Source organism: Streptomyces sp. NPDC018045 (assembly GCF_044327445.1).
GTDB lineage: Bacteria > Actinomycetota > Actinomycetes > Streptomycetales > Streptomycetaceae > Streptomyces.
The window spans coordinates 106,947-123,176 of record NZ_JBIRFL010000006.1 but is presented as its reverse complement, the minus strand read 5'-3'; the positions used below and the strand labels follow the sequence as shown (position 1 = coordinate 123,176).

The 16,230-nt window shown below is 74.0% G+C and carries 12 protein-coding genes; 3 read left to right on the top strand and 9 right to left on the bottom strand.

The genetic code is table 11. The annotated features are described in order from the left end of the window. Positions 1 to 16: 16 nt before the first annotated feature. Together ACH4EB_RS16695 and ACH4EB_RS16690 are read right to left on the bottom strand one after the other, a co-directional pair. Positions 17 to 3,334, bottom strand: a complete 3,318-nt coding sequence (locus ACH4EB_RS16695) for an amino acid adenylation domain-containing protein (protein WP_398348232.1) — start codon at positions 3,332 to 3,334, stop codon at positions 17 to 19. A 501-nt stretch (positions 3,335 to 3,835) separates the two neighbouring features. Beyond that, a complete protein-coding gene (locus ACH4EB_RS16690) occupies positions 3,836 to 5,368 on the bottom strand; it encodes an MFS transporter (RefSeq protein WP_398348231.1) in 1,533 nt (510 codons plus the stop codon). 140 nt (positions 5,369 to 5,508) lie between these two features. Here ACH4EB_RS16690 and ACH4EB_RS16685 point away from each other — a divergent pair, with 140 nt between their 5' ends. Both ACH4EB_RS16685 and ACH4EB_RS16680 read left to right on the top strand, forming a co-directional pair. Beyond that, positions 5,509 to 6,369 (top strand): helix-turn-helix transcriptional regulator, encoded by an 861-nt coding sequence (locus tag ACH4EB_RS16685; RefSeq protein ID WP_398348230.1) that lies wholly within the window; start codon positions 5,509 to 5,511, stop codon positions 6,367 to 6,369. 95 nt (positions 6,370 to 6,464) lie between these two features. Continuing rightward, entirely contained in the window at positions 6,465 to 6,683 is a 219-nt protein-coding gene (locus tag ACH4EB_RS16680) for a hypothetical protein (RefSeq protein ID WP_398348229.1), read from the top strand. Between the two features lie 135 nt (positions 6,684 to 6,818). Here the strand turns inward: ACH4EB_RS16680 and ACH4EB_RS16675 are convergent, their stop codons facing one another. Beyond that, complete coding sequence (locus ACH4EB_RS16675; protein ID WP_398348228.1) at positions 6,819 to 7,895, bottom strand: glutamate--cysteine ligase; 1,077 nt, start codon at positions 7,893 to 7,895, stop codon at positions 6,819 to 6,821. Positions 7,896 to 8,127: 232 nt separating this feature from the next. After that, positions 8,128 to 8,706, bottom strand: coding sequence for a hypothetical protein (locus ACH4EB_RS16670; protein ID WP_398348226.1), 579 nt, complete (start codon positions 8,704 to 8,706; stop codon positions 8,128 to 8,130). Between the two features lie 678 nt (positions 8,707 to 9,384). Here ACH4EB_RS16670 and ACH4EB_RS16665 point away from each other — a divergent pair. Further along, on the top strand, positions 9,385 to 10,197 hold the full coding sequence (locus ACH4EB_RS16665; RefSeq protein ID WP_398348225.1) for an alpha/beta fold hydrolase: 813 nt from the start codon (positions 9,385 to 9,387) through the stop codon (positions 10,195 to 10,197). Positions 10,198 to 10,443: 246 nt separating this feature from the next. On the opposite strand, the gene ACH4EB_RS16660 is transcribed toward ACH4EB_RS16665, so the two are convergent. The 5 genes from ACH4EB_RS16660 to ACH4EB_RS16640 form a co-directional block, all read right to left on the bottom strand. Further along, positions 10,444 to 12,003 carry an AMP-binding protein gene (locus ACH4EB_RS16660; RefSeq protein ID WP_398348224.1) on the bottom strand — a complete coding sequence of 520 codons (1,560 nt, stop codon included), beginning with the start codon at positions 12,001 to 12,003 and terminating at the stop codon, positions 10,444 to 10,446. Between the two features lie 217 nt (positions 12,004 to 12,220). Beyond that, positions 12,221 to 12,919 carry a DUF305 domain-containing protein gene (locus ACH4EB_RS16655; RefSeq protein WP_398348222.1) on the bottom strand — a complete coding sequence of 233 codons (699 nt, stop codon included), beginning with the start codon at positions 12,917 to 12,919 and terminating at the stop codon, positions 12,221 to 12,223. Between the two features lie 192 nt (positions 12,920 to 13,111). Next, complete coding sequence (locus ACH4EB_RS16650; protein ID WP_398348221.1) at positions 13,112 to 13,786, bottom strand: CBS domain-containing protein; 675 nt, start codon at positions 13,784 to 13,786, stop codon at positions 13,112 to 13,114. 180 nt (positions 13,787 to 13,966) lie between these two features. Then, complete coding sequence (locus tag ACH4EB_RS16645) at positions 13,967 to 14,365, bottom strand: cyclic nucleotide-binding domain-containing protein (protein ID WP_398348533.1); 399 nt, start codon at positions 14,363 to 14,365, stop codon at positions 13,967 to 13,969. A 238-nt stretch (positions 14,366 to 14,603) separates the two neighbouring features. Continuing rightward, positions 14,604 to 16,199 (bottom strand): ABC transporter ATP-binding protein, encoded by a 1,596-nt coding sequence (locus ACH4EB_RS16640; RefSeq protein ID WP_398348219.1) that lies wholly within the window; start codon positions 16,197 to 16,199, stop codon positions 14,604 to 14,606. Between the last annotated feature and the right edge of the window lie 31 nt (positions 16,200 to 16,230).

Sequence of the window (16,230 nt, the reverse complement as noted above, 5' to 3'; positions counted from 1 at the left end):
GGCCCGGGCCGGGGCGTCACCGGGTGCCGTCGCGGGGGAGCGGCGGCGGCAGAAACCCGCTGGAGCGGAAGAAGGCGAGGTAGCGGTCGAGGAGGGCGGCGTCGGTGGGCGGGCAGCGCAGCCCACTGCCCCGCAGGCCCCGCTCGGTGTTCGCGCGTCCGAGCCGTGGGAAGACGTCGTCGAGGTACATCTCCTTGACACTGATGTCGGACTTGTTGCTGCGGTCCACGCAGAGCGAGACGAACGGGGCCGTGGGGCTGCTGGGGTTCCGCGCCACATGCCGCACCAGCTCCGCCACCCACGCGTCGTACGGCAGTTCGCGGATGTCGTAGCCCGCCGCCCGCATCCGGGCCAGCATGTCGGCGAGGCGGGCCGGGCGGGGATTGGTGAGGTGGTACGTGCGGCCGTCGGCCGGCCGGCGCGTCGCCAGGTGCACCACGGCGGCGGCCAGGTGGTCGACCGGCACGAAGTCCAGCGGCAGCGGCACGTCGGGCGCCACGCCCGTCTCCGCGATGACGCGGAACAGCGAGCTGATGGCCGTCTCGGTGTTGCAGATGCCGGTGTGCTCCTCGCCGGTGACCTCGTACGGCCGGTGCACCGCCACCGGCAGCCCCGCCTCCGCCGCCTCCATGAGCATCCGCTCGGCCACCCACTTGCTCTCCGCGTACCCCATGGTCAGGTGGTCGGCGTGGGCCGGCGGCGTATCCTCGTCCACCTGCCGCACCCCGGCGGTGCCGAAGCCCGCCAGCACCGCGATGGTGGACAGGAAGTGCAGCGGGACGCGCCGCCCGGCGGCCAGCCGGATCAACTCCCGGGTGCCGTCGACGTTGGCCGGGCGCAGCGCGGCGTACGGATACAGGAAGTTGACGTGCGCCCCGGCGTGCAGGATCAGGTCGGCGGACCGGCCCAGCCGCCCGAACCACTTCGCGGACAGGCCCAGCCGCGGGGCGGTCAGATCGGCCGGAAAGCAGGTCAGGCGCTGCTCGTACGGGGTGGTGTCGAGGCCGTACCGGGCGGCGTTGGAACACACCCGGCGCCGTGCGTGCGCCGTGTCCCGGGCCCGTACGGGGCACAGCAGCTCGGCGCGGGTGACCCGGGCGAGCCGGTCGAGCAGGAAGGCGCCCACGAAGCCGGTGGCCCCGGTGACCAGGACCCGCGCCGGGTCGCGCCACCGGGGCGCGGGGCCGCGTTCCGGCGGGAACCGCAGGCCGAGGCGGGCCTCGCGCAGGAAGTCCGCCTCCGAGGCGGGCGCGGCGCCGGCCCGGTGCCCGGCGCGGCCGTCGTCCCGCAGCGCCCGGTCCACCGCCGCCGCGTACGCGCCGAGCGTCGGTGCCCGCAGCAGACTGCGGACGAGGAAGGTGCCGTGTGCCGCGTCCATGCCCAGCGCGGTCATCGTCCGGGTGGTCACCTCGGCGGTGAGCAGCGAGTCGCCGCCGAGGGCGAAGAAGTCGTCGTCGGGCGTGGGGCGGACGCGCAGGATGTGCTCCCAGACGTCGGCGAGCACGCTCAACAGGCCGGAACCGTCCCCGCACGCGCCGCTCCCCGCCGCCGCACCCGGTTCGCGCACGCGCCGTTGCCCGTTTGCGTTCGCGTCGCCGTTCCCGTTCGCATCCGTTTGCCCCGAGGATCCCGAGGACCCCGAGGACCCCGAGGACTCGGACGGGTACGGACCGGTGCCGTCCCACCGGGCCCCGGCGCGTACGGAAGCCGGCGCGCGTGCCTCGTCACGGGCCGCGGGCACCACCGTCCGCGCGAGCAGGGCGCGCCGGTCGACCTTGCCCGCGCCGGTGACCGGGAAGCGGTCCAGGACATGGATGCGTGCCGGAACGGCGGGCGCGGGCAGCCAGGACGCCAGGTACGCGCGCACCCGCTCGGCCGGGACCCGCCCGCCGGGGCGCGCCGGCGTCACGAAGGCCACCGGCTGGGCACGCGCCCCCTCCCCGTCGACCTCGACGGCGGCCTCCGCGACGGCCTCGTGCGCGCGCAGCCGAGTCTCGATCTCGTCCAGCTCCACACGGAAGCCCCGCAGTTTGACCTGCCGGTCCTGGCGTCCCCGGTACTCCAGGACCCCGTCCGGCCGCCACCGGGCGCGGTCGCCCGTACGGTACAGGCGACCGCCGGGCCGGGGGCCGAACGGGTCGTCGAGGAAGCGCTCGGCGGTCAGCGCCGGGTCGTTGAGGTACCCGAGGGCGATACCGTCGCCCCCGACGAGCAGCTCGCCCTCCTCGCCCGGCCCGGCGGGCGTGCCGTCGTCGCGGAGCACGTGGCAGGTCGAGTTGGGAAAAGGGCGCCCGATGGGCACGGTGGCCGCGTCGGCGGGCAGGTCACGCACGACGTACGCGCTGGAGACGACGCTGTTCTCGGTGGGCCCGTAGAAGTTGACGAGGGTGATGCCGGGGCACGCGGACAGCACGCGGCGGCACAGCCGGGGATCGAGCGCCTCGCCGCCCGCCGAGACGAACCGCAGGCTCCGCAGCGCCTGCGGCCGGGTGCGGGCCACGTGGTGCAGCACCCCCGCGGTCAGGAAGGCCACCGCGACGCCCTCGTCGCGCAGCAGCCGCTCCAGCGCGTCCACGGACAGCAACTGCTCCCGCTCGGCGACGACGAGGCAGGCCCCGGACAGCAGCGCCGTCCAGATCTCGATCGTCGAGGCGTCGGAGGAGCAACTGTAGGCGTGCAGCACCCGCTCGCCGGGCTTCGGAGGCGACAGCCAGGAGCCGGAGGCGGCCAGGCGCACGACGCCCCGGTGCGGGACCGCCACCGGCTTCGGGCGGCCGGTCGAGCCGGAGGTGAACATCACGTAGGCGCAGTCCTCCGGGGCGACGGCCACACCCGGCGGTGCGGGGGCGCCGGTCGTCGCGTCCGGTTCCCGTGCCGGTGCGGTGAGTTCGCCGTCGACGCAGGCCCGCAGCCTGCGTACCCGGGACGTACTGCCCGGCAGGGAGACGGCGACCCGTACGTCGGCCTCCTCGGCCATGGCGCGCAACCGCGCGGGCGGGTACGCGTCGTCCAACGGCACGTACGCCGCGCCGCACTTGACGATGGCCAGGAACGCCACCAGCGCCTCGGGGCACCGGCCGCCCAACACGCCCACGGAGCTGCCGGAACGCACACCGGCGGACAGCAGTCGCCGGGCCAGGGCGTCGGAGTGCCGGCTCAGCTCGCCGTAGGTCAGGGTGCGGTCGCCGTGCCGGACGGCGGGCGCGTCGGGCGCGGCCAGCGCCCGTTCCTCGAACAGCTCGTGCAGGCAGCGGTCGCGCGGATACGGCGTCGCCGTGTCGTTCCACGGCGCGTGCCGGTCCGGCCGGCCGGGCGCCTGGGAGGGTCGCAGCATGGTCAATACCTCGGAACGGTCGAAGTGGCCGGAAAGCCGGGCGGAAGGGATCCAGGCGGACGGCCTTGGCGGAACCGGACGGCCCGGGTCGGCTGAACGCGGTGGCGAAGAAGGCGAAGCCGGCGCGGGGCCCGGGAACGGCCGGGCCGGTGCGGCGCGGGGCGCCGTCGAGAGAGCGTCCGGCCCGGCCCCGTGCCCGCGTCCGGCTCAGGTACCCGGTTCCCGCGCGGCACGGAGGGCCCGGGCCGGGCACCCGTGTCGCCATGTCCCCCGTGCCACCCGGAAAAGCGGGTGCACTAGGCAGTTACCCAGCAATCCGATGCCGCTCTTCACTCGTGTGGATGATGCGGAACGTTCTGGTTGCAAACACGATCCTTTTCACGAGCGGTGTACCACCGACCGCGCCGCCGTGCGCCCCGCGGCGAGGGCGACCCGACCCCGACGAGGGGTTTGCGGGCGGAGCCGGGTGCGTACTGCGACGGGATCCTCCCACCGGGCGGGTCAGCGACGGCCGGAGCGGGCGGCGACCCGGCTGCGCCGGCTCTCGCCCCCGGCGGGGAGGAACCGCAGCAGGATCGCCACGGCCACCGCCAGGGTCAGGCTGAAGACCAGGGCGGCGGCCAGAGCGTGCCCGTACGCGCCCGGGTCATGGCGTGCGGCGCCGCCCAGCGTGCCGTAGAAGATGACGCCGACGGCCGCGACACCGACCGAACCACCCACCTGCTGCCCGGTCGACAGGACCCCCGAGGCCATCCCGATCTCCGCCGGACGCACGCGTGCGAGCACCGCGTTCAGCAGCGGAGTGACCAGCACGCCGGTGCCCGTACCGATCACCAGCAGCGGTACGACGAGGGCCCCGGCCGTCAGCGCGGCCCCGGCGTGGAGGACGACGGCGATCGCGGCCGCGTGGCCGAGAGCGAGGACGGCGGCCCCGGCCCGCAGCAGCCGCCGCCCGTGGTGCGCCAGCCGCCCGGCGACGACGCTGCCCGCGAAGAAGGCGGCCGCGAAGGGCAGATAGAACAGGCCGGCGGCCAGAGTGTCCAGGCCCAGCCCGTCCTGCAGGGTGATGGACAGGACCAGGAAGAAGGAGTTGATGCCGAAGTACGCGAGGAGGACCAGCACCATCCCGACGGCGAAGGCACGCTCGCGCAGCAGGCCCAGCCGTACGAGAGGCGAGCCGCCCCGCGCCTCGACGCGGCGTTCGACGCGGACGAAGCCGACGAGGGCGAGCGCTCCGGCGGCCGGGCTGAGCCAGGACCACACGGGCCAGCCGGCCTCGCGGCCCTCGACCAGCGGCACGACGAGGAGGAAGAGCGCGGGCGTCAGGACGGCCGTGCCCGCCAGGTCGAGGCGGCGGCCCTCCGGGGCCCGTGACTCGGGGACCAGAACGGCCGCGAGCACCAGCGTGAGCAGGCCGACGGGTACGTTCACCCAGAAGACGGGCCGCCACGACGTGCCGAAGAGGTCGGCGGAGACGAGCACACCGCCGAGGAGCTGCCCGGCCACCCCCGCCGTGCCGATGACCGCGCCGAGCACGCCGAACGCCCGCGCCCGCCGCTCCGGCGGCAGCAGCACCTGGATCGTCGAGAAGACCTGCGGGGACAGCACGGCGGCGCCGAGCCCCTGGACGAGCCGGGCGCCGATCAGCGCGCCGGCGCCGGGTGCGGCCGCACAGGCCACCGAAGCGAGCGTGAACAGGGCCATCCCGATCAGAAAGCACCGCTTGCGGCCGATCAGGTCGCCGAGACGGGCCCCCGTGATCAGGACGACGGCGTAGCTGAGCTGGTAACCGGCGAGGACGAGCTGGATGTCCGCGTCCGACGCGTGCAGGTCCCGCTGGATGGCGGGTGTGGCCACGAGCACGATGAACGTGTCCAGGACGGCCACGAAGACGCCGATGAGGACGACGGACAGGGCCCGCCAGGGGGAGGGAACGGGGGGCGCGGAGGCGGTGAACGGCCCGGACTGCCCGGGTGTGGTGCGAGAGGCGCGGCTGCCGTCGCCGGAGCCGGCCGGTGGTTCGGTGTGCTTCATGCCTGTGACCCTGGTCCGGTCACCGAGGGCGGTACAGAGGCCACTTATGCTGGTGGTCGCGGTACCCCCTTGCGTCCCGGAACGCGGAACACCGGGGACGGGCCGGTGGACCACACGGGACGGACGGGGAACGGACGGGAATGGACGGGCGCGACGCGACGCGGGCGGAACCGGAGGCGACGGCGGCCCGGGAGCGGCGCCGGGTGCTGGCCGCGTTCCTCCGCTCCCGCCGCGCACGTGTCGCGCCCGCCGACGCCGGCCTCCCGGCGGGCCCCCGCCGCCGTACGCCCGGCCTGCGCCGCGAGGAGGTCGCGACCCTCTCGGGTGTCAGCGTCACGTGGTACACCTGGCTCGAACAGGCCAGGGACATCACCGTCAGCCGCCAGGTGCTGCACAGCCTGGCCCGGGTGCTGCGCCTGACCCCGGCCGAGGTCCGCCACCTGTTCGCGCTGGCGGGGCAGCCGCTGCCCGAACCCGAGCCGGCGCGGGCCGGCGCCGGGCCGCTGCAACGGCTGGTGGACGCGCTCGACCCGTATCCGGCCTATGTGGTCGCGGCCAACTGGGACCTGCTGGTGTGGAACCGTGCCGAGGCGGGCCTGATCGGCGACCCGGCCCGCTGGAGCGGCCCCGGGCGCAATCTGCTCCGCCTGGTGTTCACCGAGCCCCGCGTCCGTACGCTGCTGGCCGACTGGCCCGATCAGGCCCGTACGCTGCTGGAGCAGTACCGCGCCAGCGCCGACCGGCACCCCGGTGACCCGGCGTTCACCCGCCTGACCGCCGACCTGCGCGACCGGAGCGAGGAATTCCGCACCTGGTGGGACACCCACGACATCGCGGAGTTCCGTCCGGCCCGCCGTGTCTTCGACCACCCGCGCCTGGGGCGGCTGACCTTCGACTACACCAAGCTCACACCGGTCGGCACGCCCGGCGTCACCCTGGTCTCCTGTCTGCCGGCCGACGACGGGACCGCCGGGAAGCTGGCGGAGCTGGGAGTGGAGTGACGGCCGTCGGCCGTCACTCCGCCGCGCCCGCGCCCTCCGCCCACTCCTTGCTCAGCCGAGACCACTCGGGTGCCCAGGGCGGGGGAGGAGACGGCGTGGCGCCGGAAGGCGTCTTCCTCGGTGACGCCGTGCACCGCTTCCGTGTTCGCCGCGAGATGGCACAACAGGCCGCGGTCGACGGGCTTGCGGCCGAGGCGGCTGAGGTGAAGGCAGAGGTGGTTCACCACCAGCCGGAAGGAGGCGAACCAGTGGTCGTCGCGGAGGAAGTCCGCATGGCCGTGGTCGGTCCGGCAGGAGCCGGTGGAAGCCGCTGAGCTGCCGGGCCGGCAGCCGAGGGACCCGGCCGCCGCCGCCGAGCATCAGCTCGCCGGACTCCGGCAGCGGGTACGCGATGTGCTGGTACCGGCGTACGGCCGGGGCCCGACGTGCGCCCGCACGCCGTACATCCGTCACAGCGTCGTACGCCGTACGCACTCCTCTACCACCGCCCGCAGGCTGCCCGTACGGCGCAGTCGCTCCCGCTGGATGTGCGCTCCGTTGCCGCGGCCCATCAGGGTGTCCAGGCGCTCCTTGGCGAGCCCCAGGTCACCGGTGTCCTCCAGTGCCTCGCTGACGTGGTCGAGCAGGGCGCGGACCACGGCATCGGCGGGGGCCGGGGTCCAGGTGAGCGGATGGACCAGGCGGCCGGAGAGCCCGGACCGGCCGGCCCGCCAGGTCGCCAGCCGCAGCAGGCCGATCCCGGCGGGGTCCGCGGGCTCGCCCGCGCGCCACGCGCGGGCCGCCGTCTCCACGAGCCCGCGGGTCAGGGCGGCGAGCAGCACCGTGTCGTCGGACTGCAGACAGACATCGGCCACCCTGATCTCCACGGTGGGGTAGTGCCGGGACAGCCGGGCGTCGAAGTAGATCATGCCCTCGTCGAGCAGGGTTTCGGTCGCGAGCAACTCCCGTACCCGCCGGTGGTAGTTCTCCGCGCTGCCGAACAGCTCCACCGGCCCGGACGACGGCCAACGGCCCCACACCCGGCTCCGGTAACTGCTGTAACGGGTTTCGTCGCCTTGCCAGAAGGGCGAGTTGGCGCTCAGGGCCAGTAGCGTCGGCAGCCACGGGCGGATGCGGTCCAGCACGGCCACGCCCTCGTCGTCCGACTCGACGGACACGTGGATGTGGCAGCCGCAGGAGAGCTGTTCCTGAGCGGTGCGGCCGAACTCCCGCTCCAGCCGCTGGTAGCGCTCGTCGAAGTTGAGGGACGGTACGACCGGCAGCGGCGAGGTGGCCAGGGCCACCAGCTCCGTACCGGCCCGGCGGGCCTGCCGCGCCGCTTCGCCGCGCCAGTGCGCGACCTCCGCGGCCAGGTCCTCCATCAGCAGCCGGGGCCGGGTCGCGATCTCCAACTGCTCGCGGTGCAGTTCCTTGTCCAGGGTGGAGTCGTCCGGAGTCGAGGCCAGTACGGTCCCGGAGACAGCTCGCGGCTTTCCTGAGTGCGGGTCCACCAGGAGAAGCTCTTCTTCCACTCCCACGCTCCGCATACGACAGCCTCTCTCGACCGGCGACGGTCAGCAGGACGGCTTTTTCGTGTCTGCTGACATGGGAAACGCTCGCGCGGCACGGCACAAGGGGTCGGGCGGCCACGGAGTGGCGCGATGAGCCCGTGCGGTGCCACGGGCCCGGGCGAGCGGGTTCCGGTGCCGGAGCGGGACGGCAGGCGTCGTGCGGGAGGTGAGCCCCGGTGGCCGGCCGGCCACCGGGGCGGTGGTGGGATCAGGCCTGGGCCCGGTGGATCTTCCAGTCGGCGACGCTGGAGCTGCGGTTGTAGTAGGCGTTGGTGCACAGGTCGTACTTGGCGCCGGTGAGCGAGCTGGTGTGGTTGGTCTCCAGGAAACCGCCGTTGTCGTCGTAGAGGTTCCAGAGGTGGAGCACGTCGCCGATGCGGACGTTCCGGTCGGCGGGGCTGGAGGTCTGGGCGAAGATCCGCCAGCGGCCGGTGCCGGCGGCGCGGTCCCTCGACTGGGAGGTGGACACGTCGTACTTGGCTCCGGCGTCCTGCTGTTCCTTCCTGGCGTGGCCGTTGGTGTCGAGGTAGCCGCCGTCGCCGCCGTAGAGGTTGCGCAGGTGAACCACATCGCCGCTGGCCACGGGCTGGCCGGTGGCCTTGCCGGTGGCGGAGAGGATCTCCCAGGTGCCGGTGCCCTTGCCGCGGGTGGGGGTGTCGGCGGTCGCGACCTGGTACTTCGCACCCGAGGCGCTGCTGTGGCTGTTGGTGTCCAGGTAGCCGCCCTGCCAGCCGTTGTAGCCGTTCTGCAGGTGGATCTGATCGCCGTACTTGAGCTCGTTCGCCATCAGGCTTCCCCTTCGTCGCGGACGGGAGCGCGGACCACGGCCGGGCAGGGCCGCCGGACCGCACCCGATGGAGGTATAGCTCATCCTGGAGAGGAGAGGGGTATTACGGACCAATTGCGCGAGCTTGTCCAAAAGCCGACCGCGCCGCTTCCAGTCACGCACCGGACGCAGCCGGTCTCGTCCGTCCGGCACGTACCCGCACGTCGGCGCCGGCTCGACGCTGCCGGTGGCTGGCCGTTCCTGGTCCGACGAGCCGGCTGTCGAGGTACCGGTGGGGCCGCTGGGGGTGGTGCGGTGGGCGGGAGGCCGTGGTGAGCGGGTCCGTGTCGCCCTGGGCGCGGGCTGGCCGAAAAGGCGGCGGCCCGTTGGCAGGCGGGGCCGTGGCCGTACGGCTGGGGCACCGTGAGCGTCACGGTGCGGTTTGGCGCGGCCCGGTGCTGCGCGGCCCGGTGCGGTCCGGTGTGGGTTTGCCACGGTCGTGAGCGGTCATTCGATGCCCCCGGGGCCGCTGCCGGTGAACCGCTTCGCCCGCCTGGCCGGCTTCCGAGCGACCGGCTTCCGAGCGGCCGTTGCGTCCAAGTGACGCTGCGGGGCGGGTTGGACATCGTCGTGGCCGGGCCGGAGCTGCTCTGATGGAAGGACGCGTCACGGGGCGGACGAGGGGGCGGGGGCGGGCCCATGCCGATGGTGTCAACCAACGGGATCAGTCTGCGGTACGAGGAGTACGGTGCCGGGGAGCCGGTCGTGATGGTCACGGGGACCGGCGCGCCGGGGCGGGTGTGGCGCGCGCACCAGGTGCCCGCCCTGACCGCTGCCGGGTACCGGGTGATCACCTTCGACCACCGGGGCATCCCGCCGGACGGCCGTGCCGGGCAGCCCTTCACCCTCGACGACATGGTGGCGGACCTCGCCGGTCTCATCGCCCACGTCAGCTCGGGGCCCTGCCATGTCGTGGGCTTCTCGCTGGGCTCGGTCGTCGTCCAGGAACTCCTCGTGGCCCGCCCGGAACTCGTCCGCAGGGCCGTGCTGATGGCCGCCATCGGCCGGGCGGACACGCTGATCCGCGCCATGGCGGCGGCCGAGATCGACCTGTGCGACAGCGGGGCCGCGCTCCCGCCCCGGTACGCGGCCTACGTCCAGGCGTTGCAGTACCTGTCGGGGGAGACGCTCGGCGATCCGGAGCGGCTCCGGGGCTGGCTGGACGTGTTCGAGATGACGGCGACGGTCGGCTCGGCCGGAATGCGCGGCCAATTGGGCCTTCAGGTGATCGACGACCGGCGGTCCGCGTACCGGGAGATCCGGTGTCCGTGTCTGGTCGTCGGATTCGCTGACGACCGGGTCGCCCGCCCGCACCTGGCCGAGGAAGTGGCCGGGTGCATTCCCGGTGGCAGGTATACGGAGATCGCCGGGTGCGGCCATTTCGGGTACCTGGAAAAGCCCGGGCCGGTGAATTCCGCGATCATCGGTTTCCTCGCGGAAGCGGAGCGCTGAAAGGGCGTCAATTTCGGCGGAGGCTTCCCGGCCTCGGGCTGACTCTTCTTGCCGGGCTCATTCCCGGGCGCGGCGGTTTTCCGGCCCGGACGGGTTCCCCGGGCATGACGGATTCCCGGACCCGTGCGGATTCCCGGACCTGGACGGTTCCCGGCCGCCCGACCGCCCCGACCGCCCCGGCCGCCCCGGCCGCCCCGGCCGCCCGGCTGACGGCGGCCGGGACCCGGTGCGGCCCGCACCGTCCGGTCACGCGCCGAGGGTGGCCCGGATGCGCTTCTTGTCGGGCTTGCCGACGGGCGTCAGCGGGATCTCGGTGACCAGGTGCAGCCCGGTGGGCGCGTACATCTCGCCCTTGTGACGGCTGACGAAGTCCCGCAGTTGCGCCGGGTCCAGTGGGCGTTCCGGCGCGGGGACGACCGCGACGTGCACCTCTTCGCCGGCGTCCGCGCGGCGTACACCGAACGCCGCGCAGTGGGCGACGGCGGGGTGGGTGAGCAGCAGGTCCTCCAGCTCGCTGGTGTAGACGTGGCCGCCCACCACGATGATCATGTCCTTGAGCCGGTCGACGATGTACAGGTAGCCCTCGTGGTCGAGGTAGCCCATGTCGCCGGTGTGCACCCACCCGTCGCGCAGGACTTCCGCGGTGAGTCCGGGCTGCTTCCAGTAGCCGGTCATGGCCTGGCCGGAGCGGACCCGGATCTCGCCCACCGCGCCGACGGGTACGGGGTCGCCCTGCTCGTCGTGGATGGCGATCTCGACGCCGGGGATCACCCGGCCGACCGTGGCCTGCCCTTCCCGGGGCATGTCCCGGTGCTCGTCCGGGCCGATGACGGTGATGTGGCCCGCCTCGGACTGGCCGTAGCCGCCGAACAGCACCGCGCCGAAGGTCTCGTGTGCCTGCCGCAGCCGCGTCGGCGAGGCGGCGCAGCCGCCGTAGCTGATCCGCTGGACGCTGGACAGGTCGGTGCCGGCCAGCCCGGGGTGGTCGAGCAGGCGGTAGATCAGCGGGGGCAGCAGCCACAGGTGGGTGATGCGCTCGCGCTCGACGGCGGCGAGCACCTCGCCGGGATCGAAGGAGCGCTGGAGGACCACGGAGCCGCCGGCCAGGAAGGTGGCGTCGGCGATGTTGCCGGCCACGTGGGCGAGGGTGGTGCAGGCCAGGAAGCGGGGTGGCGCACCGGCGCCGATGGAACCGAAGGCGAGCATGTCCCGGTAGGGGCCGTGGGGCATGCGGACGCCCTTGGGGACGCCGGTGGTGCCGCCGGTGTGGCGTATGCACCAGTCGTCCTCGGGGCGTGCCGCGCTCCGTACGGGGCGCGGATCGTGCCGTGCGGCGCGCGCCAGCAGGTCCTGGCCGTGCGGGCCGGGGCCGAAGGAGAGGACGTACGGGGGGCGGGCGTGGGCCAGCAGGCTCTCGGCGGCGTCCGGCAGGTCCGGGTCGACGAGCAGCAGCGCGGTGTCCACGCTCTCCGCGATGTGGGCGAGCGTCTCGGGGGCCATGCCCTGGTACAGGAAGACGGCCCGGGCACCGAGCAGGTTGGCGGCGTACCGTGCGCCGAGGGCCTCCGGCCGGTTCCCGGAGAGCAGGGACACGGTGCTGCCGCGCCCGATCCCCCAGCCGGACAGTTCCCGCGCGATGCGGTACACGCTGTCGCGGAACGCGCCGGCGGTGACCTCGCGGCCGTCCGCCGTGGTGACGACGGGGCGGTCCGGATTTTCCGCCAGGACATCGAGAATGGCTTCGACGTAGGTGCGGAAGTCGTTCGTCGGCGGATTCACCTCTGCGGCCGTGGTTTCGGTGGTCATGAAATATGTCTCCCTACCGATGTAGGCGATTACTACTTCTCGGTAAGCTAACAACTGGTTGCCGTATGAAGGTGTCCTGCCGATGAACAGCGTGTGATGTCTGAAAAGGGTCTGGCGCGGCATGCTTGCCCATGCATGCCGCGCCGATCATCCGTGACCGCCGCTTTCCGGCGCGCCGAATACTCGGGGCCGAGGGGCGCGTACCGGTGCCGCCCGATCAGTGGTGCGACGCCCGGTCGCGGATCTCCTTGAGCTGCGCCACCTGCGCCGACTGGCTCCGGACGATGGCGTCGGCGAGCCGCTTGGCGTCCTCGTTCCGGCCGAGCCTGCGCTCGGTGCGCGCCATCTGGATCGCGCCCTCGTGATGCCCGATCATCAACTCGGCGAACTTCCGGTCGAAGGCGGCTCCCTCGGCGTCCTTGAGGTCGGCCATGTCCTGGCCGGACACCATTCCGTCCATGTCCGACTCGTCCCGCCCGACCTGCCCGTGGTCCATGCCGTGCGGGCTGTGCTCGGCGGAGGGGGACCCCGGATCGCCGGACCCGGTCGCGGCCGCCTCCGGCTCACCCCAGGACCGCAACCACCCGCGCATGGTGGCGATCTCGGCTTTCTGGTCCTTCGCGATCGCCGCGGCCAGCTCCTTGACCTCCTGGTCAGCGGCGCGCGCACCGGCCGGCTCCGCCATCTCCACGGCCTGCCGGTGGTGCGGGATCATCCGCTGCACGAAGCGCGCGTCCGCGTCGTTGTAACTCTTCTCCGCCGGAGCCCCCGAGCCGCTACGGGACGCCGCGGCACCACTTTCCTTCCGCGCCCCGCCCCCGTCCCCGCTTCCGCAGGCCGCCAGGGCCAGCGCCCCGGCGACAACGGCACCGGCCAGTGCGATACGGCGACGGACACGTCGCTCACCACCCTGCATGATTCGCCCACCTCGATCTCTCTCCGCGCGGAGCACACCTCCGCGCGCGTCGGGCCTACGTCCGCATTACCGACGCGTACACGAGATCCGAAGCGCACGAGGGCGCGGCACGCCGCGAAGTGATGAGGGGGCCGGTCGCGCGGTTGACCGGAGGGGATGGGGCGGGCGGCCCGCGCCGCCCGCCCCGCTCTCTCAGGGGTGGCCGTCGGCGCCCCTGAGCTGCATGTCGACGTCGACCACCCCTTCGACGGCCCGGGCCAGGCGGGCCGCCACCGGTATGAGGGAGGTGTCGGTGACGGTGCCGGCGAGGGTCACGATGCCCTGGGAGACCTCGACGGTGAGGTGCTGCCGTCGGGAGGCGAAGAGCTGGCCGACGACCGTGTGGCGGACCTCCTCGGCGATGTCCTCGTCCTCGCGGAGGAAGACCTTGAGCAGGTCGCTGCGGCTGACGACCCCTTCGAGCCTGCCGAAGACATCCACCACCGGCATCCGTTTGATGCGGTACCAGGCCATGGTGCGCGCGGCCTGCGCGAGGCCGGCGTCCGCGTGCACGGTGACGGCGGGGGCCGTCATCAGCTCGTCGGCCGTCACACCGCCGGACTTGATCAGGGCGTCCAGTACGCGCATCTGCTCGATGCGCGAGGGGGTGTGGTCGCGGAACTCCTCCTTGGGCAGCAAGTCGGCCTCGGACACCACACCGACCACCCGCCCCTCCCCTTCGACGACGGGCAGGGCGCTGACCTTCCACTGCTCCATCGTGCGGACGATCTCCTTGAACGGGGCGGTGCGGCCGATACTGATCACGGTGCGGGTCATCACGTCGCCGACGGTGCGGGGGCTGCTCCCTGACGTCACGGGCTCCTGCATCACGGACTCCTTCAGCGCGGGCTCCTCCCCCCAGGGTTGTGCATCAGGGGCCCGTGCACCACACACCCGCCCACCGCGCCGGAGGCCGGGGCCGGCGGTGTGAGGAGGATCCGCCGGCCCCGGCGGCGCAAACCTGTGTCCGGGCCGCGGAGCGCCCGGCCGGAGCCCGGACACAGGTGGTCATCGCACGCCGCTCCCGTACGGCCCGTAGAGGTCGAGCAGCCGGGTGCGCGCACACCGCAGCCGGTCCCCGATCACCGCGGAGTACCGGAGCACCAGCGCGTGCCCGAGCGCGGGGTCCGCGTGGCACAGCGCCCGTACCTCTTCCGCGTCGAACTCCCAGGCCCGTACGGGGCTCAGCGTCTCCGCGCCCAGGTGCCAGGTGTACGGCGGGAACAGCCAGGACCAGCCCAGCAGGTCGCCGGGGTGCAGGGTCTCGACGACCGCGGCCCGGCGGCCCGGCACCCGCATGTCGAGCTGGACCGCTCCGGTACGCAGAATCCAGAAGCGGTCGGCCTTGCGGTCCTCCTCGAAGATCCGTGTCGCGGCCGGGAAGGAGACCTCCCGGGCCCGCGCCATCAGCCGCTCACGGTGTTCCGCCGGCAGCGCGCCGAGCCGTCCGGTCGTCGTCCTCACCGCTCCACCTCCGCTTCCGCGCGGTACCGGCACGGCGCCCACGGCCGTACCGGACGGGCCCCGCGCCCGGTGCCTCTCGGGCCGGGGTCCCCATGGGTCCAGGATCGGCTGCCGGGGGAGCGCTCCGGCACGGGCCGGACAGCCCTTTCACCGGGCCGAACAGCCCTGCCCGGCCGGGCGGCTACGCCGAAGTGGCGCCTTCGCGGCGGGCCGCGGGCCGGACGACCCGCCCGGCGTGCAGGAGGTGGACCGTGTCGGTGTAGGCGGCGACCAGGTCGAGTTCATGGCTGACGAGGACGAGCGTGAGCCGGCGCTCGGCGCGCAGGCGGGTGAGCAGGTCCAGGACCGCCGTGGCGGTCGCCGGGTCGAGGGCGGAGGTGACCTCGTCGCACAGGAGGAGGTCCGGTTCGGTGGCCAGGGCGCGGGCTATGGAGGCGCGTTGGCGCTGGCCGCCGGAGAGTTCGTGGGGGTAGCGGTGGGCGAAGCCGCGGGGGAGACCGACGGCGTCCAGGAGGCTGCCGACCCGTTCGGGCATCTCCGGCGGGGTGACGACGCGGTGGAGCCGGAGCGGGCGGGTGAGCGTCGCGCCTACGGTGCGGGAGGGGTTGAGGGCACCCAGGGGGTTCTGCGGGACGAACTGGATGCGCCGCTGCTGGTCGCGGCTGCGCTTACGGGCGTTCGCGGGCAGCGGCCGGCCGTTCCAGGTCAGCGTTCCGGCCCGGGGGACTTGAAGACCGGCGAGCGTCCGCAGCAGGGTCGTCTTGCCGCAGCCGGAAGGGCCGGTGATGCCGGTGGCGGAGCCGGCGGGGATGTGGAGGCCGGCGCCCTCCAGCGCGTGGTGGGTGTGGCCCCGGTGGCTGAAGGCGACGTGCAGGTGCTCGGCGTGCAGGCCTTCGGGGGCGGCGGAGGGGCCCCCGGCCGGTGCGGGGGTGCCCGCGGCCGGTGCGGGGGTGCCCGCGGTCCGGCTCGGTGGGCGGCCCTGGGCGGGGAGCGCCGCGGCGGCGGGCGCGTACGGAGCCGTCGCGGCTTCCCGCGCGTGGGAGTGGGAAGCCGCCCCGGTCTCCCGTGCGTCGGGAGTCGTCGTCCCGGCCTCCCGGGCGTACGGAGCCGTCCCGGCCGCCAGGGCCACGACCGAGTCGGCGCAGGTCTCGACGGCGCGCGGATCGTGGCTGGCCATGATGACGGCGAGACCGTGGTCGGCGGCGAGCCGGCGCAGGAGCGCGGTGATGTCGTCGCGCAGTCCGGCGTCGAGGCCGGCGGTGGGCTCGTCCAGGAGCAGCACGTCGGGACGCCGGGCCAGCGCGCGGGCCAGCGCGAGCCGGCGCTGCTGGCCGCCGGACAGGGCACCGGGCCGGTGGTGGGCGAGGGGCGCGGGCAGACGGCACTCGGCCATGACCCGGGCCACGGCCTCGGGCGAGGGATCGGCGGCCAGCTCGGTGATCAGACGGCGGGCCGTCATCCGGGGGTTGAGGGCGGAGCCCGGGTCCTGGCCGACGTAGGCGACGTGCCGGCGGCGCAGGGTGCGCAGCGCGCCGGGCGCGAGGGCGAGCACGTCCCGGCCGAGCACCTCGACGCTGCCGGAGGTGACGCGCGCGCCCTGCGGAAGCTCGCCGGTCACGGCGCGCAGCAGGGTCGTCTTGCCGGAGCCGGACGGGCCGGTGAGGGCGGTGATCCGGCCGCCGCGCAGAGCGAGGCCGGTGCGGCGCAGGAGTACGGGGCCGGTGGCGAGGCCGATTTCCAGGTCGGTGACGGTGACGGTCGGCGGCGAGTCGGTCAAGGCGGTGTCCTGGGGGAGGGGGCGCGGGCGT

Excerpts from the sequence above, each read along its gene's own strand:
- ACH4EB_RS16645 (WP_398348533.1), bottom strand. The coding sequence starts at position 14,365 with ATGGCGCGGGCCCGGGAGGTCTCCTTCCCGGCCGCGACACGGATCTTC.
- ACH4EB_RS16675 (WP_398348228.1), bottom strand. The coding sequence starts at position 7,895 with ATGCGGAGCGTGGGAGTGGAAGAAGAGCTTCTCCTGGTGGACCCGCAC.
- ACH4EB_RS16655 (WP_398348222.1), bottom strand. The coding sequence starts at position 12,919 with ATGCAGGGTGGTGAGCGACGTGTCCGTCGCCGTATCGCACTGGCCGGT.
- ACH4EB_RS16685 (WP_398348230.1), top strand. The coding sequence starts at position 5,509 with ATGGACGGGCGCGACGCGACGCGGGCGGAACCGGAGGCGACGGCGGCC.
- ACH4EB_RS16690 (WP_398348231.1), bottom strand. The coding sequence starts at position 5,368 with ATGAAGCACACCGAACCACCGGCCGGCTCCGGCGACGGCAGCCGCGCC.
- ACH4EB_RS16665 (WP_398348225.1), top strand. The coding sequence starts at position 9,385 with ATGCCGATGGTGTCAACCAACGGGATCAGTCTGCGGTACGAGGAGTAC.
- ACH4EB_RS16650 (WP_398348221.1), bottom strand. The coding sequence starts at position 13,786 with ATGCAGGAGCCCGTGACGTCAGGGAGCAGCCCCCGCACCGTCGGCGAC.
- ACH4EB_RS16670 (WP_398348226.1), bottom strand. The coding sequence starts at position 8,706 with ATGGCGAACGAGCTCAAGTACGGCGATCAGATCCACCTGCAGAACGGC.
- ACH4EB_RS16660 (WP_398348224.1), bottom strand. The coding sequence starts at position 12,003 with ATGACCACCGAAACCACGGCCGCAGAGGTGAATCCGCCGACGAACGAC.
- ACH4EB_RS16695 (WP_398348232.1), bottom strand. The coding sequence starts at position 3,334 with ATGCTGCGACCCTCCCAGGCGCCCGGCCGGCCGGACCGGCACGCGCCG.